25 protein-coding genes, 2 tRNA genes, 1 pseudogene and 1 riboswitch are annotated in these 24045 nt (G+C 42.8%); of the genes and pseudogenes, 9 read left to right on the forward strand and 19 right to left on the reverse strand.

Annotated features, from left to right (window positions below):
* Positions 1-10: 10 nt before the first annotated feature.
* Both V6D42_RS16355 and V6D42_RS16360 read right to left on the reverse strand, forming a co-directional pair.
* Positions 11-84, reverse strand: a tRNA-Gly gene (locus tag V6D42_RS16355).
* Positions 85-97: 13 nt separating this feature from the next.
* A tRNA-Arg gene (locus V6D42_RS16360) sits at positions 98-174 on the reverse strand.
* 333 nt (positions 175-507) lie between these two features.
* On the opposite strand from V6D42_RS16360, the gene V6D42_RS16365 reads away from it, so the two are divergent.
* A complete protein-coding gene (locus tag V6D42_RS16365; protein ID WP_333513938.1) occupies positions 508-1362 on the forward strand; it encodes a manganese catalase family protein in 855 nt (284 codons plus the stop codon).
* A 70-nt stretch (positions 1363-1432) separates the two neighbouring features.
* Here V6D42_RS16365 and V6D42_RS16370 read toward each other — a convergent pair whose 3' ends face one another.
* The 8 genes from V6D42_RS16370 to V6D42_RS16405 form a co-directional block, all read right to left on the reverse strand.
* Entirely contained in the window at positions 1433-2521 is a 1089-nt protein-coding gene (locus tag V6D42_RS16370) for a glycoside hydrolase family 26 protein (protein WP_333513939.1), read from the reverse strand.
* A 16-nt stretch (positions 2522-2537) separates the two neighbouring features.
* On the reverse strand, positions 2538-3488 hold the full coding sequence (gene manA / locus V6D42_RS16375) for a mannose-6-phosphate isomerase, class I (RefSeq protein ID WP_333513940.1): 951 nt from the start codon (positions 3486-3488) through the stop codon (positions 2538-2540).
* Entirely contained in the window at positions 3485-4384 is a 900-nt protein-coding gene (locus V6D42_RS16380) for an ROK family protein (RefSeq protein WP_333513941.1), read from the reverse strand. Before V6D42_RS16380 ends, manA begins: the two co-directional genes overlap by 4 nt.
* Before the next feature lie 28 nt (positions 4385-4412).
* Positions 4413-5126, reverse strand: a complete 714-nt coding sequence (gmuR, locus tag V6D42_RS16385) for a transcriptional regulator GmuR (protein WP_333513942.1) — start codon at positions 5124-5126, stop codon at positions 4413-4415.
* Positions 5127-5276: 150 nt separating this feature from the next.
* Positions 5277-6674: a glycoside hydrolase family 1 protein gene (locus V6D42_RS16390; RefSeq protein WP_333513943.1), complete on the reverse strand. Its 1398-nt coding sequence runs from the start codon at positions 6672-6674 to the stop codon at positions 5277-5279.
* A gap of 18 nt (positions 6675-6692) precedes the next feature.
* A complete protein-coding gene (gene celB / locus V6D42_RS16395; RefSeq protein ID WP_333513944.1) occupies positions 6693-8018 on the reverse strand; it encodes a PTS cellobiose transporter subunit IIC in 1326 nt (441 codons plus the stop codon).
* A 17-nt stretch (positions 8019-8035) separates the two neighbouring features.
* Entirely contained in the window at positions 8036-8368 is a 333-nt protein-coding gene (locus V6D42_RS16400; protein ID WP_333513945.1) for a PTS lactose/cellobiose transporter subunit IIA, read from the reverse strand.
* Positions 8368-8679: a PTS sugar transporter subunit IIB gene (locus V6D42_RS16405; protein WP_333513946.1), complete on the reverse strand. Its 312-nt coding sequence runs from the start codon at positions 8677-8679 to the stop codon at positions 8368-8370. The genes V6D42_RS16400 and V6D42_RS16405 overlap by 1 nt, the downstream gene beginning before the upstream one ends.
* A 177-nt stretch (positions 8680-8856) precedes the next feature.
* Positions 8857-8956: riboswitch (purine riboswitch) on the forward strand.
* A gap of 54 nt (positions 8957-9010) precedes the next feature.
* On the opposite strand from V6D42_RS16405, the gene pbuE reads away from it, so the two are divergent.
* Complete coding sequence (pbuE, locus tag V6D42_RS16410; protein ID WP_010333192.1) at positions 9011-10177, forward strand: purine transporter PbuE; 1167 nt, start codon at positions 9011-9013, stop codon at positions 10175-10177.
* Between the two features lie 16 nt (positions 10178-10193).
* Here the strand turns inward: pbuE and V6D42_RS16415 are convergent, their stop codons facing one another.
* A complete protein-coding gene (locus tag V6D42_RS16415) occupies positions 10194-10814 on the reverse strand; it encodes a YdhK family protein (protein WP_333514091.1) in 621 nt (206 codons plus the stop codon).
* Between the two features lie 143 nt (positions 10815-10957).
* Positions 10958-11935, reverse strand: a complete 978-nt coding sequence (locus V6D42_RS16420) for an HD domain-containing protein (RefSeq protein ID WP_333513947.1) — start codon at positions 11933-11935, stop codon at positions 10958-10960.
* A 312-nt stretch (positions 11936-12247) separates the two neighbouring features.
* Here V6D42_RS16420 and phoB point away from each other — a divergent pair, with 312 nt between their 5' ends.
* Together phoB and V6D42_RS16430 are read left to right on the forward strand one after the other, a co-directional pair.
* Positions 12248-13636: an alkaline phosphatase PhoB gene (phoB, locus tag V6D42_RS16425; protein ID WP_333513948.1), complete on the forward strand. Its 1389-nt coding sequence runs from the start codon at positions 12248-12250 to the stop codon at positions 13634-13636.
* A gap of 64 nt (positions 13637-13700) precedes the next feature.
* Positions 13701-14408 carry a DUF4352 domain-containing protein gene (locus V6D42_RS16430; RefSeq protein WP_333513949.1) on the forward strand — a complete coding sequence of 236 codons (708 nt, stop codon included), beginning with the start codon at positions 13701-13703 and terminating at the stop codon, positions 14406-14408.
* 188 nt (positions 14409-14596) lie between these two features.
* Here V6D42_RS16430 and V6D42_RS16435 read toward each other — a convergent pair whose 3' ends face one another.
* A complete protein-coding gene (locus tag V6D42_RS16435) occupies positions 14597-15781 on the reverse strand; it encodes a macrolide family glycosyltransferase (protein WP_333513950.1) in 1185 nt (394 codons plus the stop codon).
* A 129-nt stretch (positions 15782-15910) separates the two neighbouring features.
* Here V6D42_RS16435 and V6D42_RS16440 point away from each other — a divergent pair, with 129 nt between their 5' ends.
* Positions 15911-16129, forward strand: a complete 219-nt coding sequence (locus tag V6D42_RS16440; RefSeq protein ID WP_333513951.1) for a TetR family transcriptional regulator — start codon at positions 15911-15913, stop codon at positions 16127-16129.
* A gap of 22 nt (positions 16130-16151) precedes the next feature.
* Here the strand turns inward: V6D42_RS16440 and V6D42_RS16445 are convergent, their stop codons facing one another.
* Both V6D42_RS16445 and V6D42_RS16450 read right to left on the reverse strand, forming a co-directional pair.
* Positions 16152-17414, reverse strand: a complete 1263-nt coding sequence (locus tag V6D42_RS16445) for a glycoside hydrolase family 18 protein (protein WP_333513952.1) — start codon at positions 17412-17414, stop codon at positions 16152-16154.
* A gap of 137 nt (positions 17415-17551) precedes the next feature.
* Positions 17552-18226 carry a GntR family transcriptional regulator gene (locus V6D42_RS16450; RefSeq protein WP_333513953.1) on the reverse strand — a complete coding sequence of 225 codons (675 nt, stop codon included), beginning with the start codon at positions 18224-18226 and terminating at the stop codon, positions 17552-17554.
* 251 nt (positions 18227-18477) lie between these two features.
* Between V6D42_RS16450 and V6D42_RS16455 the strand changes: the two genes are divergently transcribed.
* Positions 18478-19215: a sulfite exporter TauE/SafE family protein gene (locus tag V6D42_RS16455; RefSeq protein ID WP_333513954.1), complete on the forward strand. Its 738-nt coding sequence runs from the start codon at positions 18478-18480 to the stop codon at positions 19213-19215.
* A 40-nt stretch (positions 19216-19255) separates the two neighbouring features.
* On the opposite strand, the gene V6D42_RS16460 is transcribed toward V6D42_RS16455, so the two are convergent.
* From V6D42_RS16460 to V6D42_RS16470, 3 genes are all read right to left on the reverse strand, one after another.
* Positions 19256-20461: a Bcr/CflA family efflux MFS transporter gene (locus tag V6D42_RS16460; protein WP_333513955.1), complete on the reverse strand. Its 1206-nt coding sequence runs from the start codon at positions 20459-20461 to the stop codon at positions 19256-19258.
* Between the two features lie 198 nt (positions 20462-20659).
* Positions 20660-20983 (reverse strand): AzlD domain-containing protein, encoded by a 324-nt coding sequence (locus tag V6D42_RS16465; protein WP_333513956.1) that lies wholly within the window; start codon positions 20981-20983, stop codon positions 20660-20662.
* Positions 20980-21705: an AzlC family ABC transporter permease gene (locus tag V6D42_RS16470; protein ID WP_333513957.1), complete on the reverse strand. Its 726-nt coding sequence runs from the start codon at positions 21703-21705 to the stop codon at positions 20980-20982. Before V6D42_RS16470 ends, V6D42_RS16465 begins: the two co-directional genes overlap by 4 nt.
* A 117-nt stretch (positions 21706-21822) precedes the next feature.
* On the opposite strand from V6D42_RS16470, the gene V6D42_RS16475 reads away from it, so the two are divergent.
* The 3 genes from V6D42_RS16475 (at position 21823) to V6D42_RS16485 (ending at position 23602) form a co-directional block, all read left to right on the forward strand.
* The gene (locus tag V6D42_RS16475; protein WP_010333178.1) at positions 21823-22380 is read left to right on the forward strand and encodes a helix-turn-helix domain-containing protein; all 558 of its coding nucleotides are present in this window, start codon (positions 21823-21825) and stop codon (positions 22378-22380) included.
* Between the two features lie 82 nt (positions 22381-22462).
* Positions 22463-22957, forward strand: a complete 495-nt coding sequence (locus tag V6D42_RS16480) for a MarR family transcriptional regulator (protein WP_268444469.1) — start codon at positions 22463-22465, stop codon at positions 22955-22957.
* Positions 22958-22972: 15 nt separating this feature from the next.
* On the forward strand, positions 22973-23602 hold the full coding sequence (locus tag V6D42_RS16485; RefSeq protein WP_229150107.1) for a nitroreductase family protein: 630 nt from the start codon (positions 22973-22975) through the stop codon (positions 23600-23602).
* 40 nt (positions 23603-23642) lie between these two features.
* On the opposite strand, the pseudogene V6D42_RS16490 reads toward V6D42_RS16485, so the two are convergent.
* A pseudogene (locus tag V6D42_RS16490) lies at positions 23643-24013 on the reverse strand (SDR family oxidoreductase); the annotation flags it as partial.
* Positions 24014-24045: the final 32 nt, after the last annotated feature.

Genomic DNA, 24045 nt, shown 5'->3' on the forward strand with positions numbered 1-24045 from the left:
CAATAAATAATGGAGCGGGTGATGAGAATCGAACTCACGACATCAGCTTGGAAGGCTGAGGTTTTACCACTAAACTACACCCGCGTGTATATTATATTGGCGCGCCCGAGAGGAGTCGAACCCCTAACCTTTTGATCCGTAGTCAAACGCTCTATCCAATTGAGCTACGGGCGCTTATCGAGCGACTTAACTATCATACTATTAATTGATGTTAAAGTCAAGATGTTTTTTCGAATGTTTTTTTAAAATCTTTTTGATTCGACTTTATCTATTATACACATTCTGAAGTGTTTGTAAACACCTTCGAAAAACTTTTTTGTTTTTCATTTTTTGTGCTGTTCATCAGCGACATTTAATAATATACCATGTGTGTATTCACTGGTCAACACTTTTTCTATATTTTTATTTCGATTTTCTCATTTTCTTTTCCGCTGTTTGTTAGTCCGTATATTTTATCTGATTGAACAGATGATATAAAAACAAAATAATATAGAAAAGAGGCATGTTATGTTTTACTACAAAGAAGAATTGATCAATATCGTTAAACCCGATAAGCCAGATCCGGCCGCAGCTAAAGTACTGCAGGAAATATTAGGCGGACATTATGGAGAAATGCGTACAATGATGCAATATTTCTTTCAAAGCTCTAATTTCAGAGGAAAGCAGAAACAATATCGTGATTTGCTGCGCGGTATCTTCTTAGAAGAAATTGCCCATGTAGAGCTTGTGCAAAATACAATCAATGCTTTATTGGATGAATCAGGCGGTGCTGGAGTCGGCAGCCAGGGTATAGATCACGCTCCCCTTGATGAAGCAGTTAAACATGCTAACCCCCATCATTACATTATTGGCGCACAGAGTTCACTCCCGGTTGATGCGGGCGGCAACCCTTGGAACGCGTCGTGGGTGTATAATCACGGAAACTTAATCACTGACCTGTTGGATAACTTGTTGCTTGAGTCTACTGGTGTTCTCCAAAAAACAAGAATTTATGAAATGAGCTCTAATCAGACGTTCCGGGAAACACTCGCTTTTCTTATTGTACGTGACAATGCTCACCAAAATGCTTTTGCTAAAGCGCTTGAGACTTTGGGCGTTGACTGGGCTAAGCTTTTTCCTGTTCCGAATTACGACATTAATAAATACCCAGAGTGCAGAAAGTATGTCGAATTGGGCTACCATAATGTACAGTTTAACTTCAGATTAGATGAAACAAGAATTGCAGAGATCTTCCAAGGAAAATCTCCAAGTAGAAATGGCGGCGAGCTGCAAGTAACTGAACCTCCGGCTGGTTTCCCTGTTCCGGTTCTTCCGGACATGCCGAATGAACATAGTCCTGGCTTAGGGGATATGAACGCCTAATGAAGCAAAAGGTTCTCAAGGATGCCTTGAGAACCTTTTATTAATTTAACACAGCAAACTGCATTCTTTTTTATTCAACTATAGGTGTTAATGTATCACCGTTCCATATTTCTCCCTTATTTAATGTCCAGCTATCATTATAAAGAGCGGAAGCGCCTTTGTTCACAGCCGGGCTCCATTCATCATTCCAGGCTAGATAATAAGTGGTTTTAGGGTATTTCTGTTTTAGCGCACTCATAAACAGGCTGTAATCAAAGCTGCCGTTTGCTGTTTGCGGGCCAACTTCCGTGAAAGCAAATGGTTTATTAAGTGCTGTCAGCTGGTCGTATCCGTTTATCGAATATGGATCTTGAAAGTATGCATCTAACCCAACGATATCCACGTATGAAGCTCCAGGGTAAAAATCTGTTTTAAAATCTCGATTAGCGTCAGGGGAGTAAACCCATAATAAATGATCCAATCCTCTTTCGTCAGTCATATAATGATAGATTTTGATATAGAGCTGTTTATATAAGAAGATTCTTTCATCATCCTTTTGATTATATGACGTTAGCCCCCACCAAAACCACTCGCCGTTCATCTCATGCAGCGGCCTGAACAGAACGGGCACGCCTTGGTTTTCCAGCTCTTGTAGTCCGTCAGCAACTTTGCTGAGCATGGCATTCAGCCGCTTCCCCTCTGTTGTAGAAGAGTCTAACAGTTTTTTATACTGTTCATTGGTAATCGGTGTTTTAAAATGTCCTGACTGATAAGCAGGATTTGCTAGATGCAGACTGATCTGCGGAATCCCTCCGCTTTTCCAGTACGATATTAAATCACTGTTGCAGCTCACGTCTATAGAATCTTCAATGTTTGAGGTTTCAAGCCATCCCCTCGCGTAATCGCAGCCATAAATGGCAGGTGATTGTCCGGCTGAGCTCCGGATTCTTTCTGCTTCTGCCATAGAAAATGTGTCATGACTGTAACCGCCAAACGCACCGGAAAGCACTCTGTTTTCAGAACGATTCGGCAGGTGGGCAAGCCAATTCATCACATCTTTTGTTGTCTGCTGTGCCTTAGGATTAACAGGTGACACAGTATGTGCTTGAATTGGTTCAGCCATCGCGGCAGAAGCAAGTAAAAATAGGATGACCAAACAGATGATAGGTTTCTTTAACACAGAAATTCCTCCGTTCTTATGAAGGATGGGCTATGATCAGTTCACAAGTTCCTTCTATTGAAAACTCACCAAAATGGGCAGGCAAAATAAAGTGTGAGCCTTTCTTGCATTCATACTGCACACCGTTGTTTTCTATTATCCCTGAGCCTTCGACAACACTGCACAGCAAATAGGTTTGATGAGAAGGAAAAACCGGCTTGCCACTGACGTTCCATTTGTAAACTGAGAAATATTCTGACTGAACATAAGACGTAATCACGGCATCCTTCATTTCTTTCACTGCCGGTATTGGTTCAGAGTCCGTATGCGGTATGTTTACGACTTCCATCGCTTTTTCTATATGGAGATCCCTTTTTTGGCCATGGTCATTACAGCGCTCATAATCGTATACGCGATATGTGGTATCAGAGTTTTGCTGAATTTCAAGGACGAGGGTGCCCTCACACAATGCATGCAGCGTTCCGCTTGGCACATAAAAGAAATCTCCGGGCTTTATGTTGATGCGCCTAAGCAGCCCGTTCCAGTCACCGCTTTCAATAAGCTGTTTGAATTCTTCCTTCGTGCCTGCATGATGTCCCAAAATCAGTTCTGCGCCTTCTTTGCAATCAATAATATACCAGCATTCTGTTTTTCCAAGGTCTCCGTTTTCGTGTACCATGGCATAATGATCATCTGGATGCACCTGTACGGAGAGATCCATGTTGGCATCAAGTACTTTCACCAGTAACGGAAACACGCTTCTTTGCGGAAAGCCGAAAAACTCCGGGCATTCTTTCCACACTTGATCCAGTGTTTTTCCTGCCAACCGGCCATTTTGAATAGTCGATGATCCATTGGCATGGGCAGAGCAAGCCCAGCATTCACCCGTTTTTTCTGAAGGGATGCTGTAGCCGTATCTATCACGAAGCGCTGTGCCGCCCCATATCCTTTCTTTAAAAATCGGCTCTAAAAATAAAGGATGCTTCATGATGGAACCTCCCCGGATGCTTCTTCTGCTTTTAATGCCTGCTCGGCTAAAACAAACGTTCCGATGATTCCGGCATTTCTGCCTAAACGGGGAGATACAATATACTCATTTATACTTTCTGATAATTCAGAAAAATTAAAGTAGCTGTTCATTATTTTAGGTACATATTGATATATATAAGGGAACAGCTGGCTCTGATTCATGACGCCGCCGCCAAGAATAATTTTTTTTGGCGCCAGGATGAGGATATATTGTGCCAGAGCCTGCGCAATATAATATCCTTCAAGTTCCCAGACCTCATTTACATGTGATAAATCTGCGGCCTTGTTTCCCCATCGCGCTTCTATAGCGGGACCGGAAGCCAGACCTTCGAAGCAATCCTTATGATAGGGGCACTTTCCTTGATACGTGTCATCCGGATGGCGGCGAATATAGATATGGCCCATTTCAGGATGTGACAATCCTTGCAGAAGCCGCCCTTCTATAACCGCGCCTGCACCAATGCCAGTTCCGATCGTGATATATAAGCAGCTGTCGAGGTCTTGAGCTGCGCCAAAAAGTGATTCTCCGAGCGCCGCAGCGTTTACATCTGTGCTGAAGCCGACAGGAATATTCATTTCTTCTTTTATTGTTTTAAAGAATGGATAGTGCCTCCAGCCTGGTTTAGGCGTGGCAGTAATGGTTCCATATGTTTTACTGTTTACATCTATATCAACTGGACCAAAGGAGCCGATGCCGATTGCCTGTAGTGAGAATTGGCGAAAATATTGAATCACTTTCTCTATCGTTTCATCCGGCATCGCTGTTGGTAGCTCCATTCTGTCAATGATCGTTCCATCTTCTGTTCCGACGGCACACACAAATTTTGTGCCGCCTGCTTCAATACCGCCAAGCATGCAGATGGCCTCCTTGTTATCTCCGCGATCAGCGCCTTACATTTACCGAAGTGACGACAAATTTGTCATGCCGATGACGTGAAAAGGAATATTCAAATGGAATTCCGTTATCTAAGAAGCCCACGTGCTCCACTTCAAGAATAGGATCATCCTGTTTGCAGCCCAGATGCTGCTGATCCATCTCATCAGATTTACAGGCTCTGATTTTCCGGTGCGTTCCGGCAATCTTTAGCTGAAGCCTGTTTGTTATGTGTTCATAAATAGAGTGGTGTAGCACCTCATCATTAATGCCGGCTATTAAGTGTGTCGGCATATATGTTTTTTCCAACACATATGGCTCTCCTTCCACAATCCGCAGCCGTACAACATAATAAACCGGTGTTTTCTGATCAATTGATAAATGCGCAGCCACTTCCTCAGTGGGAAATTGCACCTCGAACTGAATGACCTTGCTTTCGATTTTTTTGTCTTTTAACAAATTGGTCAGTCCGAGGATTTCATTGCTGACGACATGGACATGATCATCCTGTATCGCAGATTGAATGATAAAGGTTCCATGACCGCGTTTTCTGAATAACAGTCCTTCAGCAACTAAATTATCAAGAGCTCTTTTCATCGTCATGCGGCTTGAGTTGAACTCTTTTGCAAGAGATATTTCATCGGGAATCGGCTGATCGATGGGATATACGTTATTTTTGATTCGTTTTCTCATTTCATTTGCAATGATTTCGTATTTATTCATTGGTATCCTCCGGCAGCTGTAAAAGTTTTGATATCGAATAAGCTTCTTTACCGATATCATAAGTTCTTTTCCCTGTTTCATCAATGTTATGGCTGATTGTTGTCTCTATTAGAAATCTTGACCGCCGGAAGACCTTTTTGCTATAGCAACCTAAAAACCATTTTTCTCAGCAACCTCTTTGAACCATTTTCCGCTCTTTTTGACAGTTCTTTCTCCGTCTTTCTCCAGATTGACTGATACAAATCCGTATCGGTTTTTATAAGCATTTGTCCATGACCAATTGTCCATAAACGTCCATAAGTGATAGCCTTTTACGTTTGATCCTTCCTGTATAGCGCGGTGAATCCATTTTAAGTGCTCTTTGATAAATTCAATTCGGTAGTCATCTTGAATCATGCCCTGTTCATCTCTGAAACGCTCTTCCCCTTCAACCCCCATGCCGTTTTCAGAAATAAAGCACTCGATATTCCCGTAATTTTCTTTTAGATTGATCAGGATATCATAAACGCCTTTTTCGTAAATCTCCCAGCCTCGGTGAGGATTCATTTTTCGGCCCGGCATGACGTAAGGATCGAAATACCTGTCAGGCAAAAATGGCGCATCCGGATTCGGCAGGTGCTCTTTTGCTTTTACACGTCTAGGCTGATAATAATTCACACCTAATAAGTCAACCGTATGCTGTTTAATGATCTCAAGATCCTCTTTCTCGTATTCAGGCATAAAGCCTTCAGTTTTTAAAATGTGTATGAGTTCTTTTGGAAACTCGCCTTTTACAGAAGGGTCTAGAAAAGATCGGTTAAAGAACGCATCTGCTATTTCTCCCGCTTTTACATCCGCCGGGTGGCTGCTTCTCGGATAGGATGGCGTCAAATTTAAGATGATGCCGATTTTTCCATCCTGCCTCATCTCTCTGTAAGCCTGTATGGCGCGGGCGCTTGATAACAACGTGTGAAACCCGACTTGAACGGCTTCTTTAAAATCAACTTTGTTCGGATAATGAAAATCATATAAATATCCGCCTTCGACCGGCACGATCGGCTCGTTATGCGTGAACCATTTTTTCACGCGATCGCCAAACAAACGAAAGCACGTTCTCGCATAGTTTTCATAAGCGTCCACCGTTTCTCTGTTTGCCCAGCCGCCGATGTTTTGACGTTCCATCGGCATATCGAAATGAAATAAATTGACAAAGGGTTCTATTCCATTAGCTATGAACTCATCAATGACGCTGTTATAAAAGTCCACTGCTTTAGGGTTGATCTCGAATGTTCCGCCCGGTATTAAACGTGACCATGAAATCGACATACGGAACGAGTTGTGGCCAAGCTCCTTCATCAGCCTGATATCGTCTTTATAGTTGTCATAAAATTTCGATGTGGATGCAGGTCCTACATGATCAAAAAAGCGATGAGGCTCTTTTTCAAACCAGTAATCCCAAATATTCTTCCCTTTTCCGTCTCGATCGGCGGCACCCTCCGTTTGTGTCGCTGAAGCAGATGATCCCCACCAAAAATCTTTCGGAAAACGATACTGTTCTGTTTGAGTCAAGTTCTCTCTCTCCTTATGTCACATTTTGATGCTGTTATCATTTTGCTGTGCTGTTTCCTGAACAGCCTGTTCCTTTTCTTTTGCCAAATGTAATTTATCCATCGCTTTCAGGAATGGGAACCATATCACAAAGACAATCATCAGATTGATAAGCTGCATCACGCCGCCCATGATTGAGTTTGTCGCCATGATGCCATTAATAAATAGTGGGACCGTCCATGGAACCGTGACACCTGTTGGAGGCGGAACAAGTCCGGCGGACATGGCCAGATAGGTGACGAGTGTGACAACCATCGGCGCCAAAACCCAAGGCACAAGGATGATCGGATTCATCACAATCGGCAGTCCGAAGATAATCGGTTCGTTTACGTTAAAAATACCTGGAGCAAGGCCGAGCTTTGACACTTGCTTCATCTGCCTGCTTTTCATAAATATGAGAATTGTAAACACAATCGCCAGCGTCATCCCGGTTCCGCCCATTCCCACTGTATAAATCTCCATAAACGGTTTTGAGATGATGTGCGGCACTTCTTTCCCCGCTGTGTAGGCTGCCAGGTTTTCCACCTGCAGTGTATTCCAGATCGGATCCATCACAGAGTTGATAATGATTTGCCCATGCAATCCGAAAAACCATAGAATTTGAATGAAAAATACAGCAATCAGCGTCGGTATGATACCGCTTCCAAGTCCGACAAGCGGAGCCTGAATCGCATGATAAATGACATCATGCATATTGGTTTTGAAAAGCTGGGTGACCAGAACGTTAATCAGCAAAAACACAGTCAATGTGATAAAAGCCGGAATAAGTGCGGCAAATGATTTTGCTACAGCCGGCGGAACCCCGGCAGGCATTTTAATCGTCAGGTTTTTTTGAACGATTCTTCTGTAGATTTCACCGGAAAGAAATGCCGTGATCATCCCCAGAAACATTCCTTTGGCACCGAGGCGGTCTACCGGAATGACCCCGGTTATGGCATCTCCTGTTTCTGGCTGAACAATAAAAGGCGTCAGCAGCAAAAAGGCAACCAAAGCGATCGCACCGCCAAACACAGCTTCGACCTGGTAGCTTTTTGAGAGATAATAGCCTATACCGAACACGACGAAGACAGACATAATCCCCATGGTCGCCGTAGACGCAATGCCAAAATTGGACTGAAACGTTGTGAGCATTGAAGCATTCATAATTTTATTTAAAAACGGCAGGTTCGTTAACACCACAAAAATGGACCCAAATATCGTAAGCGGGAAGGCCAGCATAAACGCATCGCGCAACACCTGCAAATACCGGTTATTATTTAACCTCCCTGCAATTGGAACAAGGAATTGGCTAATTTTTTCGAACACCCTATCCACCCCGATTTTTATAGATTCTTTGTTTTAAAGATGCCAAGCAGCTCTTTTACTAATTCTTTCATGGTCAATGTTGACATCAGGTGATCTTCCGCGTGCATAAGCAGCAATGAGAAATTGGCTGCCTCGCCGCTTGATTCTTTCTGTATCATTTGAAAGTGAATGTCATGGGCTGCAGATAGAGCATCCTCAGCCTGGGCAATAAGGGCATCTGCCTCCCCCCTGTTTCCTTCCTTGTAGGCGCGCAGTGATTGAATGATGCAGCTGCGGGCATTACCGCTGTGGAGAATGAGCTGAAAGCTAATTTGTTCGTCTGTTAAGCCGGCAACTTTTATGTGCTCCATCATTGTTGCCCCATTAATGACAAAGCCTGTTCATACGCTTTTTTGCCATCTGCCATTCCGTAAGCCATCATGTCAATGACCTCAACCCGAATGTTGTATTGGTCGGCTGCTTTTGGCAGTTCGCTTTTCAGAAAGCTCATTTGCGGGCCGATTAAAACCACGTCGGCCTTTTGCATATTTTCTTTCGCTTTATCCTGGCCGACAGCCCAGATCTCCGCTTCCTCTCCAATGGATTGCGCGTATTCTTTCATTTTTGTCACCAGCAAACTGGTGGACATTCCCGAACTGCACGCAAGTAAAATTTTCTTCAATGGATGTCCCTCCCCTTTTATTAAAACGCTTACAAAATTCATTATAGTCAATTAACCCTAAATGTCTATACTTTTATAAAATAAATATATTCATATATTTATCATTCAACTATTTATCAAATTTTTCTATGGAAGATTCGCTCACAATATGTTAAACTCATCCTCGGAAACTAAATCAATTAAATAGCTATTTTTACTTGTATAACCTCAATAATATGGATTGAGGGTGTCTACCAGGAACCGTAAAATCCTGATTACAAAAATTGTTTATCACTTTTTTTGTAATCAGGATTTTTTTATTTGTTAAAAAATTGAAGTAAAGGAGTTTGTTATGAATTTTAAAGTTTTTCTGCTTGCAGCTTCTACGATTGCAGTTGGATTGGTTGAGTTAATTGTGGGTGGGATTCTTCCTCAAATCGCAAATGATTTACACATTTCCATTGTTTCGGCCGGACAGCTGATCAGTGTGTTTGCGCTGGGATATGCTGTTTCAGGGCCGCTGCTTTTGGCATTGACCGCGAAGGTTGAACGGAAGCGTTTATATTTAATTGCGTTATTTGTTTTCTTTTTGAGTAACCTTGTCGCCTACTTCAGCCCTAATTTTGCGATGCTGATGGTATCAAGGGTATTGGCGGCGATGAGCACAGGGCTGATTGTTGTGCTTTCCTTGACGATTGCGCCAAAAATTGTGGCGCCTGAATACAGAGCCCGCGCAATTGGCATTATTTTTATGGGATTCAGTTCCGCCATCGCATTAGGTGTGCCGCTTGGCATATTGATCAGCAATTCCTTCGGATGGCGTATTTTGTTCCTTGGCATCGGACTTCTGGCGCTTATCTCTATGCTGATTATTTCGATCTTTTTTGAGAAGATACCGACGGAGAAAATGATTCCATTCCGGGATCAGATTAAAACAATTGCCAATGCAAAAATCGCCAGCTCGCACCTTGTGACGATGTTTACATTAGCGGGGCACTACACTTTATATGCTTATTTTGCCCCGTTTTTAGAGACGACTCTCCATCTAAGCTCTTTTTGGGTCAGCATTTGTTATTTCCTATTTGGAATATCTGCCGTGTGCGGAGGCCCTTTTGGAGGAGCGCTTTCTGACCGGCTCGGTTCCTTTAAGAGCATCTTGCTGGTGACCGGTTCCTTCGCTATCATTATGTTCTTATTGCCGCTGTCAACGTCGTCTATGATTTTCTTTTTGCCTGTTATGGTCATTTGGGGATTGCTGAGCTGGAGTCTGGCTCCCGCCCAGCAAAGCTATTTAATTGAGATTGCACCGGACACGTCTGACATTCAGCAAAGCTTTAATACGTCTGCGTTACAAATCGGGATTGCCCTTGGTTCAGCCATTGGCGGTGTTGTATTGGACCAGACGGGGACTGTTGTGTCAACAGCTTGGTGCGGAGGATCGATTGTTGTGATCGCCGTTCTGTTTGCTTTATTTTCTTTAACAAGACCTGTTCATACCGTAAAAAAATCCTCCTTGTAAAGGGAGGATTTTTTCATTATTTAGCGGAAAGCTCGTCTTCAGTTACCCACTTATGATTTTTTACTTTTTCTCCGCTTGTTGTCGATGTATAGTCCACCATGTATACCGTTGTTTTTTCTGCAGAGTCGATTTCAGCAGTTGCTCCCTTCATGCCTTTCATGTGAGAGGCCTCCAAGAGTACCTGATCTCCCGGATTGAGGGGTTTATCTCCTGCATCTTTTATCTCTTCTTGGATCACCCATTTATGATGATCAACTCGCTGTCCTCCGGTTGTCGGTGTGTAAGAAACAACATATGCCGTTGTATCGTATGCGCCTGTAACTGTTGCTTCGGCGCCCTTCATCCCTTTCATATGAGAAGCATTGATGATGACCTGGCTGCCTATTTTATATGTAGGATGTTTCGATTCCGCTAATCCCTCTGGAACTTCAGCAGATCCGGAATGATCCATTTCTTCGTGTGAGCCGGAGTCCGAATGACTGTCATGAGTGCTTTCTTTTTTGCTATCGCTATTGCCGCATGCTGATAAAACAAAAATAAGAGACAGCAGTAAAATTCCAAGTGCCTTTTTCGAAATCTTCATGTTCATTCTCCTTTGCTTTATTTTTTGGTGTAAACCTTCACATCTGCCTGTCATACATGATCTTTTCAATAATACGATACCCCCGAAAGGTATGTAAATGCGCTAATATTCTCATAACATATGCTGCTGTTTGTCCTATTCCCTGTGATCCGCAGAATAAAACGCGGTGGATAAAAGCCGCGGTGGCACGGCTTCGGTTAGTTTTCGATTACTTTGACATACACGCCTTTTTTGGCTTTCTGATAAGCGGCCTCTCCCATTTTTCTGATGTGTTCAGATACTGATGAGGATGTGATCCATTCATTATGAAAGAAAATAGAAGGGTCGATGAGACGCATTTTCGTTTTTCGATGAAAATCGAAATGAATGTCATCCTCTTTTACTAGTATGTGAGGATGTATTTTTTCAAGCAGTCTCAGTACCTCGTCATTTTCTGATGAATGCAGGATGCCTAGTACCTCTTGGTCTGTTTTCAGCAAATCTTCGGCGGCGATGACATTGTGCTGCAGCGCAGCCTTCAGCGTTTGCGCTAAGTATTCATACCCATATACATTCACTGGGTTCATAAAGAAATCGATCACTTCCTTGTAATACACTCGCACAAACCATTCAGCTGTTTCGATACCATCTGGAAACACCCTTCCGTTTCTCACAACGAGATGATCCAAAAAGATTTCAGCTTCGCGCAGCGTGATCTGTCCATATTGATACATGTCACGCAGCGTGTAGTCGATGCGATCAGCACACAGCTCCGGTGCGGGCTGTTCGAGCAGTGTCCATCTTGTATCATTTAATAAAAGATCGTCAGCATCATAACCATGTTTTTTTAGAATTCCCGGGATCTCGGATTGGTCAATGACTTGTTGAAAAATGTTTTCATGATAATCTTCCGCTTCATTTTCAAATACAACATCAATTACATGAGAAAATGCTGTGTGCGACACATCGTGGAGAAGGCCGGCGATCTGCTCTTCTATGGTTCCCCCCAGCCTTTTGATTAAAAGCATAACGCCAATGGAGTGCTCATACCGGGTCACATTCCACTTTGGATTGACTAAAAAGCTGGCGCCGCCTTGATAAACCCCTTTTAATCTTTGCACGGGTGCGCTTTTTATGAGTTCTTCCAGTACTCTGTCTAGTTGATGCCTGCCGTAAAGCACATCGTTTATTTTCATCCTGTCACCTCAACATCTATTCTCTTCTTCGGATGCATTGCCGGTCACATGTTTTTCTTTAATATCCCCTCAGTGAGAGATCTTCCCCTAGCATTTTTAAAATCTTTATCAAGGGATTGATTGACTTCTTCAATTCACATACATAATCACTAGCCGGTCAGATTTGCACATCATATTTACCTTCGCCACTGCCTTTTCATTTCCTTGTAATCTTGTAAATTCAATCTTTAAAAACGATTAATACTAGCTTAACACTTTAAAAATATAATGGGTTTGTCATTGAGATTCATATATTTTTAGGAGGTTATCCAGTTGAAAAAATTCCCGAAGAAATTACTGCCTATTGCGGTGTTATCATCTATTGCGTTCAGCAGCTTAGCCAGCGGCAGTGTGCCTGAAGCCAGTGCCCAGGAAAAGAAAAAGGGGAATCAAAACGAAATTAAAAATGTCATCGTCTTGATCGGTGATGGGATGGGTGTGTCTTATACGTCCGCTCACCGTTACTTAAAGGATAATAAAAAGACAAAGGTTGTAGAGCCTACGGCTTTTGACCAATACCTTGTCGGACAGCAGACCACTTACCCTGAAGATCCCGAACAAAATGTAACGGATTCTGCTTCCGCCGCAACGGCTATGTCAGCTGGGATTAAAACATATAATAATGCAATTGCTGTGGATAATGACGGTTCAGAGGTGAAAACAGTTCTTGAAGCAGCAAAAGAAAAAGGAAAATCAACCGGGCTTGTCGCCACTTCAGAAATTACACACGCCACTCCGGCTTCTTTCGGCTCACATGATCACAGCCGGAAAAATATGAATTCTATTGCAAACGACTATTTTGATGAAATGGTGAACGGCAAGCACAAAATTGATGTCCTTCTTGGCGGTGGAAAAAGCAATTTTGACCGCAAGGACCGTAATTTGGTAAAGGAATTCAAAAAAGCGGGGTACAGCTATGTGGATAACCGCAAGGACATGCTGAAAAACAAGGACAGCCAAGTTCTCGGCCTATTCGCTGACGGCGGCCTGCCTAAAAAGATCGACCGCACGAAGGATATTCCTTCATTAAAAGACATGACAAACACAGCCCTCAAAAAATTAAGCAAGGACAAAGACGGTTTCTTCCTCATGGTTGAAGGAAGCCAGATTGACTGGGCGGGGCATGACAATGATATTGTCGGCGCCATGAGTGAGATGGAAGATTTCGAACAAGCCTACAAGGCGGCAATTGATTTCGCCAAAAAAGACAAGCATACTTTGGTTGTCGCAACGGCTGACCATTCAACCGGCGGGTACTCCATCGGTGCGGACGGCATTTATAACTGGTTCAGTGAACCAATTAAAGCGGCAAAGCGCACACCTGACTTTATGGCAGAAAAAATCGCCGACGGCGCAGATGTTGAAAAAACTTTAAAAACGTATATTGACCAAAAGAAATTAGCTTTAACTGCATCTGAAATTCAATCTGTTGAAAACGCGGCAAAATCGAAGGAAGTCCTTGATATTGATAATGCGATTGAGGAGATTTTCAATAAACGCTCCCACACAGGATGGACAACAGGCGGACATACCGGCGAGGATGTTCCTGTCTATGCGTACGGACCGTCCAGTGAGAAGTTTTCCGGGCAAATCGATAATACCGAAATCGCCAAAAATGTTTTCGATGCTTTACAATACAACATTAAAATTAAAGATAAGTAAGAGAATACAAGGTGTCCCGTTGCTTGTATAAGGAACGGGCTCTCTTTTTAATGGAGGACTTATGATGAAAAAGACTCTATCGATCTTATTTTTTATCGTCATACTTGCGGGCTGCTCCTCAAACGTCAATTCAGAAAAACAAAATACAGCCGGAGAGCAAACAGCAAAAGCCACACCCCAAAGCAATTCGTCTCAAAAAGACAGTATAGATGAGTATCAGCCTAATGCACAGGTAACAGATGACCGGTCATTGCTGAAGGTCAATCAAACGTTTTCTGATGACAAAGGAGAAGCCGTCTTAAAAGATATCAAACAAGTCAATCAAACTTATAAGATTGGAAACGTAGAGTTAACAGTAAAAGAAATGAAGCTGATCCACTTACGTCCGGATTACAGCATGATTGATTATTTTCATGTATTAACACACGATGAAGAGTTTGATTTCGTTAAAGTTTTCGTTGATATCAAAAACTCATCTTCCGAGAAAGTGAATTTTGCCCCGGTTGCATTGATGAAAACAAATACAGGAGAAACCTTTGATTGGAACAAAGATATTTACCTTGAAGAGTTGAATGGTGAATTAGAAGCCGGCGCCGAAAAATCCGGCAATCTCGGCTTTATTGTAAACGCAGCAAGCGGCCATGCTCATGATGAACCATCAGCTGATAAGAAGAAAAAAGAGATCAAGTGGATTGAAATCACAACAAGTGACGTTTTTGACCAAAACCATAAGAAAATCAGTGATTCTCAAAAGATTAAAATTCAATTTTAACGATTGCCTTCCAACACGGAAGGTTTTTTTATTGGTGACCTTAAATCTATAATCCTCTTGACAAAACCGTTGATCCTCAAATTGAATCCGGTTATTTCCGCAATGCCAGCAAGACCCTAAATTAAAAAAGAGTGAGAACATATTAATCTCACTCTTTTTCTTATTTCATGCGAAGGTATTTTTGCTGTTTATTTTCTCTGATCTATAAATTGATCGATCAGCTCCATTACTTCTTGCATATTCATGCAATCCTGAAAGCTTTGATTGATTTTTTGAATCCCTTCCTTGTATCGGTCGTTATTCAACACTTCTTCCACTGCATGTTTTAAAGACTGCGCGGTTACATGGTCTTTAGATACTGTATAACCGGCTTGTAATTCAGTCAGCCGCTGGGCCACCATTGGCTGGTCCTTATCGTGCGGCATTACAACTAAAGGAACGTTAAAGTGAATGCCTTCATTTACACTATTCATTCCCCCGTGAGTGATGAAAACATCAGATTGTTCCAGCACTTCCAATTGAGGCACATACGAAGCAATGATAAAGTTTTCCGGCGCTTGCTTTAATCTTGTCAGATCAGCTTTTTCTCCCGCAGCTATCACGACCTTGCCCTTGACATCAGAAAAAGCATCTATACATAAGTTAAAAAACTCTTCAGTTTCGTCTAATACCGTCCCCATTGAAATATAGATGACTTTCTCACCTTTCAATTTCTCAATTGGGAAATCAGTTTTTTCCGCTCTCTTTGGAAAGCTTGGACCGATAAATAGAAACTCATTGCCGAAACGATGGCTTTCCGGTTGAAAATATCGGCTTGTGTACACTACATTTAAGTCACCTTTATTATTCATGAATTGAACCATATTTTCAGGTGATACACCGTAATGTTGTTTCATCTCTAATAATAGATCTTCACACTCTTTATCCAATTGTAAAGGCACTTCTGAATCCGGATGCAGAGGCAATATCTTTAAATGCTCTTCATCGAATAAAAAGGAAGCAGATGAAGAGATGCCCGGGATGTTGAGATAATCTCTGACCAGCTCTCCCGCACCGAATTTATCATAATAAACAAAGTCAAACTGATTGCTTTTTGACAGTTCTTTCACGATATTTAATATGGCCAGAGATGTCTTTATATGAATTTTTAAGAAGGAGAGAATACCGTCAGGGGAACCTGTACGAACAGGAACTGTCCTCAGCAAATCCTGATGAAGGTGGACAGTCGCTCCTACCGCTTCTAATCTTTCTTTATACCTTTCAGTGGAGATATAGTGGACATCATATCCTCGATCGGCAAAGGCTTTCGTAATGCCTAATGTAGGATTTACATGGCCTTCTGCAGGGAAATTTAGGATCAATACTTTTTTCATTCTGACAACTTCCTCTCACTCGTATTCCGTAAGCTTTCATAAGACGATATGCAATTTGTGGCTGATTAGATTGATGATAGTTATCACTATCGATCATAATTGGGGAGACCGACGCCATGCAAGTGACAAATGCACGAATTATTCTGCCACTTTAGGCTGATGCGGCTTTACGGCTTTCAATCTGTTACGATAAAGGATATCGCCAGCGCTGCCAGCGTCAGTGAACTGACAATCTATCGGAAACTCAGAGCTTCACGAAGCAGCTTAGAGGTATTGCACGGTGCGAGAGACAAGGCAAGGCAGACTGAGACCGTTAAAACATTCAGCAGCAGCTTAAAACATCACTAAAAAGACACCGTGTTCGGTGCCCTTACACTTTTCTGATTGTAAAAAATTTCCGCAGAAGCCACGGTGCTGGTGTGAATCCGAGTGTTAACTGCCAGGCACCTATTGCTTGTAATCCATATTCTCGGACGATCAGCATCTTTTGGCTCATGCTCCTGACATCTTCAAACCATACTTCATGCGTCCGTCCCTGCTCATCTCTGTAGCGGAAAAACGGCGATTGATATTCGTTTGAATATTGAATGGGTGCTTGGTACCTCATCGCTGTTTCAATTGATTTTTGATTTGAAATAGCTGAAGCCACTGTTCCCGGCTGGTAAGGGATGATCCAATTGTAGCCGTAGAGCGGGACACCGATGATGATTTTTCTCCGCGGCACCTGGGCAATCGCAAATTCAATTGTTCTTCTTATTTCAGTAATCGGCGCAACAGGCCCCGGCTCGCTTCCCGCATGATGCCAGTCATACGCCATGATAAACATATAATTGACGACCGCTCCGATCCCTCCGTAATCATAGCCCCTCAGCCATGAAATATCATCACTTGTTTTTGCCGGAACAGCTATGGTCAGCACATAGCCACCCGGCTGCAGACGATCTCTGAGCTGACGCAAAAATCCTGTGAACAGATCCCGATCTGCGGCGCTCACTTTTTCAAAATCGATCATCACGCCGCCATATCCCCTTCTGGATACCAGGTTATAAATATTGTTGACCAGATTGGTTCTCGCAGTTGGATTGTTTAACACTTGGTGTACGAGTTCCGTGCTGAAGCCAGCTGAGGTTAGATTTGTTATTGTTGCAAGCGGCGTCACTCGTCTTCTCCATGTGGTTTCAATAGCGGCTGCGTCATTCAATTGGTTTGCAATGTCGCCATTAGGCGCAATATGGTATTCGAAAATGGAAATCGAAGACGAATACGGTGCGTAATCATTGATTAAATCGCGATCAAGATCCGGATTACGGAGCACGTAAAAGCTTAACGTTCCCGCAATATAGTTTGAGATATTAGGGATCGTTAGTCTCATTCCTGCTTGCAGGGCATTTGGGTTTATAGCGGGATTTGCGGCTCTTAGCCGTTCTGCTGGAACAAACGCTTTTACCGCAATAGCTGCGAGCGTGTCTCCCGGCTGTACTGTATATACATAAAGAGGGATGAGCAGAGCCTGCCCCGGCACAATATTCGTTTCTTCTAAACCATTCACACCCCGTATTTGATCAACAGAAGCACCGTATCTTCTGCCTATGGAAAACAAGGAATCACCCGGCCGGACGATATGGATAAACATGTCTAACCCCCATTATTCGTTAGTCAATCATCATAGAATCTTATTAATGGGCTTCCTTATATATGATTTGCGATTTATTAAGTGATGAGAGCAATAAAAAATACCAAGGACTCTTCCTTGGTATCCGTACATGTCATTTAATTTTCTTTTCCTTCTTCAAGCACACGCTTCAAATGTTCTGAGTCATGATTAAAATGAGCCATCATATATTCTTTGGCTGCTTCTTTGTTTCTCTTTTTGACTTCTTCAAATATGCTGCGGTGTTCACGCAGGATCGTTTCAGGGCGGTTGTCCCCTTTATAATTAAGGATTCTGCAAAAGTGAATCAGATCATTTACATGCTCAAGCAAATTTTTCAAATGTCTGTTATGGCTAAAATCGACAAGCAGCTGATGAAACTTTTGGTTTAAGCTGATTATTTCAGTTTCTTCCGCTCCGTTACGAATCGCGTTTTCTGTTTCTTCAAGCTGTGTTTCAAGCGTTTGAAGCTCTTCGTCATTCGCTTTGTCTATTACCAATTCGACAGCAAGCAGCTCGAGAGGAATTCTGATTTTATAAATTTCATCTACATCTTTAGCTGTTAAAGAAGCGATTGAAAACCCATTCCGGTCATCTGCCCGTAACAAGCCGTCTTTCTCAAGCAGCCGCATAGCTTCCCGTATCGGAGAGCGGCTGACGCCGAAACTTTTAGCCAGCTGTGTTTCATTGATCCGTTCCCCCGGCTTAAAAGTTCCGTTAAAAATCATTTTTTTTAGCTGGAAATAAAATTGCAGGTAATAAGGAGTCGGCTTGTCTAATTTAAAATCATCCATATACATAATACCTCTTTTGAATAGATTCAGGGGTCTGTTCTTCATCAAAATCATATAACAGATAATAAAGGGAAGCAACAAACTGCCTTGTCAAATCCCAAAATTTGCGGTACGATATTTTTGATGAACGACGGTCGACGGACTACTGTCAACTAATGAGTTGATTCTCTCATGGGCTACCGAACAGTTCGCCTCAGCTACAATCACTAGATCATTATATTTACAGCTCAGTATACAATGGAGGAAAAAATATGCTCATTATTCTTGTTATGTTTCTTCTCGGAATCATTTTAGGCTTTATTGGTGCTGGGGGAGCCGGCTTTGTTATTGCTCTTTTAACCCTTGTTTTTCATATTCCGATTCATACGGCTCTAGGCACTTCCCTCGCCGGTATGGCTTTCACCAGCTTATCGGGAGCGTACAGCCATTATCGGGAAGGCAACATCCAATTAAAAATCGGTTTAACGGTCGGATGCTTTGCTGCCGTCGGGTCATTTTTCGGGGCAAAGCTGACATCTTTTATTCCGGCCGATTTGCTTCATTATTTGACAGCGGGAATGTTATTTTTATCAGCGATTCTCATTCTAATCAGGTTATTTATTTTAAAAGAAAAAACTCAAGTGAATCATAGCAAGGTATCAATGTACACAAAAGCCGTGATTTTAGGAATCGTATCAGGCATACTTTCCGGCACATTCGGCATCGGTTCTGCTCCTTTTATCCAGATCGGTTTAATGATTATGCTGAACCTTTCCATCCGTCATTCTGTCGGAACGACGATGCTTGTCATTATCCCTCTTGCTGTAGGAGGAGGCATAGGGTATATCACGGAAGGATTTGTTGATTATGTATTGCTGGTCAAAGTCTTGATCGGAACCATGTGCGGTGCGTATGTCGGCGCGAAATTCACCAATCTCATGCCAAAGGCCGTCTTGAAATCAGCCATCTTTTTGACTCCGGCCATCGCCGGCCTGCTTTTGCTATTTTAATGAGATCAAAAAAACCTGACATGCCGTCAGGTTTTTTTGATTAATTTTGCTTCATGCTCTCCTTTGTTAATCTAAAAAAGGCGAGCGAACCGATAACTGCTGTGACAAACATGATCGCTCCCATCGGAACAGCTGTCGTCTCATTAATGCCCACCAGCGGCGAAACGATGGAGCCAAGGAGCAGCGGGAGCATTCCCAGCAGCGCACTTGCACTTCCGGCGCGGTGCCCCTGTTTTTCCATGGCCAGCGTAAACGTGCTCGTCAGAACCATGCCGATCGTAATCATGTAGACAAAAATAGAGATGACCAATGCAGCGAGAGGGCCGTGAATCATCGTCATCGTTAAAAGCACAGCAGTCGCAATCATAGCTGTAATGACCGCAATGCGGAGCAGGCTTTTTTCATGAATGATTCCGCCAAAGCGCCCGATCATAAAACTTCCCGTAATAATCGCCAAGCCGTTTATGCCGAATAAAATACTAAACACCTGCGGCGACACCCCGTAAATATCCTGGTACACAAAAGGCGTACCGGATACATAAGCAAAGCTTCCTCCGTGAATAAATCCGACAGTTAACGCGTAGCCCATAAAAGAACGATCCTTCAGCAGGCTCCCCATCGTTCTGACAGATGTTCCGATTGAGCTTGGAATCCGCTTTTCCGGCGGCAATGTTTCTTTTAACTTTAGCGCGATAATCAGTACAAGTACAAATCCAATAATCGTTAAAAAGTGAAAAATCGTATGCCACGTTGCAAACGGCAGCAATAAAAGAGCACCGCCTGTCATTGGCGCAATCATTGGCGCGACTGCAGTAATCACCATTAACAGTGAGAAAAATTTAGAAAGCTCTCTCCCTGTAAACACATCCCGCACGATTGCCCGTGACAGCACAAGTCCTGCAGAGGCCGTAATCCCCTGTAAAAAACGGGCTGCCACCAGTGTTGTAATGTTTGGTGAAAGCGCACAGAACAGAGAAGATAACGCAAATAAGAAAATACAGATTAATAGCGGTTTCCGTCTTCCCTGCGCATCACTGACCGGCCCGACAATCACTTGGCCTATGGTAAGCCCGATCAGGCAGGCTGTTAAACTTAACTGTACTAGCGAGGCACTGGCTGATAAATCATCGGCAATGTCAGGAAAACTAGGCAAATACATATCTATATTAAGCGGGCCCAATATAGCAAGCATGCCGAGCAGAAACGCCAATGCCAAACGCTCTTTTCCAGTTGGATTTTGCAGCATTCTATCAAAACCTTCCCTTCAATCTAGTATTTATTTTCAATAGATGTCACTCCAACAATTGATTGAAGCCGTAAAACATTTGTATATTGTACCATAACTTTCAGCCAGTGAAAGCCGCTTAAAGATTGAATCAGAGACACAAAAAATACCAGGGTCTGCTTCCCCCTGATATCGTAAGTTTTGATGTTAACAGCTGTTTTATAACCATAAGCGCAAGCCGGCCATAAGAACAACACCGCTGATAACTGTCATAGATAAACTTTTTGTTTTCAATGCAATCAATAGAGTAGGAACCAATACAACTGTTACCTGCCAATTCAATGTAAGAGAATCATTGGATTGAATCATGCAATCCTTCACAACAAGTGCCGTCAATATACAAACCGGTACATAAGAGAGCCATTTCAGAACAGGCTCCGGCAAGGAAATATTCCGGACAACTAAAAATGGAATCACGCGGGGAATCATTGTGACCAGCGCACAGCCGATAATCACCATCAGGATGTATGCATTTATGTTCATTTATCTGTCACCACCCCGATTGTCGCTACGATGATCGTTGACATGATCACAGCGAGATGAGACGGCATAAAGAAAGAGAAAATGATCATCGCAATCACCATATAAATGATGAGAGATACATAGTGTTTAACCTTTGCAGGCACAACATGTTCCATCTGCAAAATCAGCAGTGCTAAAAACATAGCCGTCACCGCAAAGTCGAGTCCGAACATTTCCGGATCGGTAATCCATTTACCAAAGACTGCCCCTGCCACACAAGAAAGCACCCAGCACGCATATGCAGTGAGATTTAAACCGAACATCCATCGATCACTAATCGGTTCTTTTTTTACAATCTTATTTGAAGCAACACCAAATGACTCATCTGTCACCATCATGCCGATCCCCACATTTTTCAATAGAGAATACTTAGAAAAATGAGGAGCAAGCGCAGCACTTAATAGAAAATTTCGTAAATTCACAATAAACGTTGTTAGAATAATAGCGGACATTGGACTGTTTGCTGCTAACAAAGCACAAATAATGAACTGGGCGCCGCCGGCAAAAACCAAACCTGACAACAGTGTAATTTCAAGGACACTTAAATGCGAGGCAATCCCCACGATACCGGCAGCCAAACCTATACTGATATAGCCAATTAGCGTCGGGACACAATCTTTAAACCCTTGTATGAACGATGGCTCGCATGGTTGGGCATGGGTTAGTTCCTTCTCTGATATCATTCTGTTCCCCTCCTAGTCTAACATATTATACACATATGCGTTATAGCTTACAACAGTATGTAAGAGCTGATTTTAATATGCTATAATAAAGCGAATATGACGTAAGGAGATACATGTATGGATGATATCCAAGCCATTATCGCAAAGAATCTTGCCAAACTCAGAAAAAGCAGAAACCTGACTCTTGATCAAGTTTCTGAGTTAACAGGCGTCAGCAAAGCGATGCTCGGACAAATTGAGAAAGAAAAATCGACCCCGACTGTCACCACTCTTTGGAAGATCGCAAATGGGCTGCAAGTATCTTTTTCTGTTTTTCTGAAAGAAGACAAGCCAAAAGTAAGAAAAATTAATCTTAAAGATATTGAACCTGTTACAGATAATGAAGAAAACTACATCGTTTACCCCTTTTTTCCCTACAATCCTGAAACAAAGTTTGAAATTTATGTTGTCGATCTGAAACCGGGGTGCATACATGAAGCAAAAACACATTTAGGAGAAGAATACATTTTAATTAAAGAGGGCGAGTTAACCGTCAATCTGCAGGACCAGAAGCATACGCTTGTTTCCGGAGACGCCTTGCAGTTTACGGGATCCACACCGCACAGCTACATCAATTCATCACAGGAAACGGCCAGCTTTTTTCTGCTGATGTTTTATCCTGAGCCGCAAGGATAACAAGAACCTCCTAACTTATATGTTGGGAGGTTTTTCAAATGTGCAAATGGCTTGCAAATTGAAATCAATCGTTGTATATTAATTGACGTGTCAATCATTGATATATCAATTATTTTTTTTGACAAGAAAGAAGGGATGGGTTTTGGCATCATTTTGTTCTGAGGAAGCCGAGATTTTATATCAGCTGCAAGGCGTGAACAAAGTGATTGGCGTGAAGTTCGAGGCATGCACGGGCATCAGCCAATCTCGTTTGGAATTGCTGACATTGCTTTATCATGCGGATGAGATCAGTCAAAGCGACCTTCAAAAGAAAGTCAATATCGATAGCGCGGCCGTCACAAGACACCTAAAACAGCTTGAAGCCAAAGGCATGGTATCAAGACGGCGCAAGCCCGAAGACAACCGGATTACCCTTGTGCGGTTAACAGATCAAGGAAGAAAACGAATCGAGTCTTCTAAGAAAGAAAAGGAGCGTTTCATGAAAGAAATGCTCGCAAATGTAAGTGCTGAAGAGCGCCGCGTGCTTATTGATGTGCTTGGGCGCATGCGAAACAACATAGATAATATCGAAGCTTAAAAGGAGTGTATCAACATGATTAAAACAAACGATTTTATGGAGATTATGAAAGGACGCCGTTCCATTCGCAATTATGATCCGACAGTGAAAATCAGCAAAGAAGAGATGACAGAAATCCTAGAGGAAGCTACAACTGCACCATCCTCTGTCAACGCGCAGCCATGGCGTTTTCTCGTCATCGACAGCCCGGAAGGAAAAGAGAAGCTCGCGCCGCTAGCAAGCTTTAACCAAACACAGGTCACAACTTCATCTGCCGTCATCGCTGTTTTTGCAGACATGAACAATGCAGACTACTTAGAAGACATTTATTCAAAAGCCGTGGAGCTTGGTTACATGCCGCAGGAGGTAAAAGACAGACAAATCGCTGCCCTGACTGCTCATTTTGAAAAGCTTCCTGCACAGGTAAACCGTGAAACGATCCTGATTGACGGCGGCCTTGTTTCTATGCAGCTTATGCTGACTGCACGCGCGCACGGCTATGACACAAACCCGATCGGCGGCTACGATAAAGAAAACATCGCGGAAGCCTTCGGATTAGACAAAGAGCGTTATGTGCCTGTTATGCTTCTTTCTATCGGAAAAGCTGCGGACGAAGGATACGCATCCTACCGTCTGCCGATTGATACCATTGCAGAATGGAAATAAAACAAAGCTCCCAAGAATGACTCTTGGGAGCTTTTTCATTTTAGATAAATCCGCCGTTCACACGGATCGTCTGGCCTGTGATCCTGGGATTCTTCGCTCACCAAAAAGTCAATCACATTTGAGATAGCCTCCGGTTCGCCAATGCAGTCGACTTTTTCAGTCCTTCTAGCTGCTGCTCGGTTCTGCCTGTATGAAACAGTTGGTGTTCTCTGGCCCTTGTGAAGCCGCATTAATGGTGATTTGTTTCACGGCTAATTCTTTTGCTAGCTGACGGGTGAATTGCTCAACCGCGCCTTTTGTTCCCGCATATACGCTGTACGCAGGAGACATTTGCCTGACAACAGATGTAGAAAAGTTGAGGATCCCCCCCTTCTCCTCCATGTATTTCATCGCTTGCTGACAGGCGAAAAACATCAACAAAAAAGAGTGATGAACAAATGAAT

The organism is Bacillus sp. 0909A, assembly GCF_036765115.1.
GTDB lineage: Bacteria > Bacillota > Bacilli > Bacillales > Bacillaceae > Bacillus > Bacillus mojavensis.

Excerpts from the sequence above, each read along its gene's own strand:
- V6D42_RS16365 (WP_333513938.1), top strand. The coding sequence starts at position 508 with ATGTTTTACTACAAAGAAGAATTGATCAATATCGTTAAACCCGATAAG.
- manA (WP_333513940.1), bottom strand. The coding sequence starts at position 3,488 with ATGAAGCATCCTTTATTTTTAGAGCCGATTTTTAAAGAAAGGATATGG.
- V6D42_RS16380 (WP_333513941.1), bottom strand. The coding sequence starts at position 4,384 with ATGCTTGGCGGTATTGAAGCAGGCGGCACAAAATTTGTGTGTGCCGTC.
- gmuR (WP_333513942.1), bottom strand. The coding sequence starts at position 5,126 with ATGAATAAATACGAAATCATTGCAAATGAAATGAGAAAACGAATCAAA.
- V6D42_RS16400 (WP_333513945.1), bottom strand. The coding sequence starts at position 8,368 with ATGGAGCACATAAAAGTTGCCGGCTTAACAGACGAACAAATTAGCTTT.
- pbuE (WP_010333192.1), top strand. The coding sequence starts at position 9,011 with ATGAATTTTAAAGTTTTTCTGCTTGCAGCTTCTACGATTGCAGTTGGA.
- V6D42_RS16415 (WP_333514091.1), bottom strand. The coding sequence starts at position 10,814 with ATGACAGGCAGATGTGAAGGTTTACACCAAAAAATAAAGCAAAGGAGA.
- V6D42_RS16420 (WP_333513947.1), bottom strand. The coding sequence starts at position 11,935 with ATGAAAATAAACGATGTGCTTTACGGCAGGCATCAACTAGACAGAGTA.
- V6D42_RS16430 (WP_333513949.1), top strand. The coding sequence starts at position 13,701 with ATGAAAAAGACTCTATCGATCTTATTTTTTATCGTCATACTTGCGGGC.
- V6D42_RS16435 (WP_333513950.1), bottom strand. The coding sequence starts at position 15,781 with ATGAAAAAAGTATTGATCCTAAATTTCCCTGCAGAAGGCCATGTAAAT.
- V6D42_RS16440 (WP_333513951.1), top strand. The coding sequence starts at position 15,911 with ATGCACGAATTATTCTGCCACTTTAGGCTGATGCGGCTTTACGGCTTT.
- V6D42_RS16445 (WP_333513952.1), bottom strand. The coding sequence starts at position 17,414 with ATGTTTATCCATATCGTCCGGCCGGGTGATTCCTTGTTTTCCATAGGC.
- V6D42_RS16450 (WP_333513953.1), bottom strand. The coding sequence starts at position 18,226 with ATGGATGATTTTAAATTAGACAAGCCGACTCCTTATTACCTGCAATTT.
- V6D42_RS16455 (WP_333513954.1), top strand. The coding sequence starts at position 18,478 with ATGCTCATTATTCTTGTTATGTTTCTTCTCGGAATCATTTTAGGCTTT.
- V6D42_RS16460 (WP_333513955.1), bottom strand. The coding sequence starts at position 20,461 with ATGCTGCAAAATCCAACTGGAAAAGAGCGTTTGGCATTGGCGTTTCTG.
- V6D42_RS16465 (WP_333513956.1), bottom strand. The coding sequence starts at position 20,983 with ATGAACATAAATGCATACATCCTGATGGTGATTATCGGCTGTGCGCTG.
- V6D42_RS16470 (WP_333513957.1), bottom strand. The coding sequence starts at position 21,705 with ATGATATCAGAGAAGGAACTAACCCATGCCCAACCATGCGAGCCATCG.
- V6D42_RS16475 (WP_010333178.1), top strand. The coding sequence starts at position 21,823 with ATGGATGATATCCAAGCCATTATCGCAAAGAATCTTGCCAAACTCAGA.
- V6D42_RS16485 (WP_229150107.1), top strand. The coding sequence starts at position 22,973 with ATGATTAAAACAAACGATTTTATGGAGATTATGAAAGGACGCCGTTCC.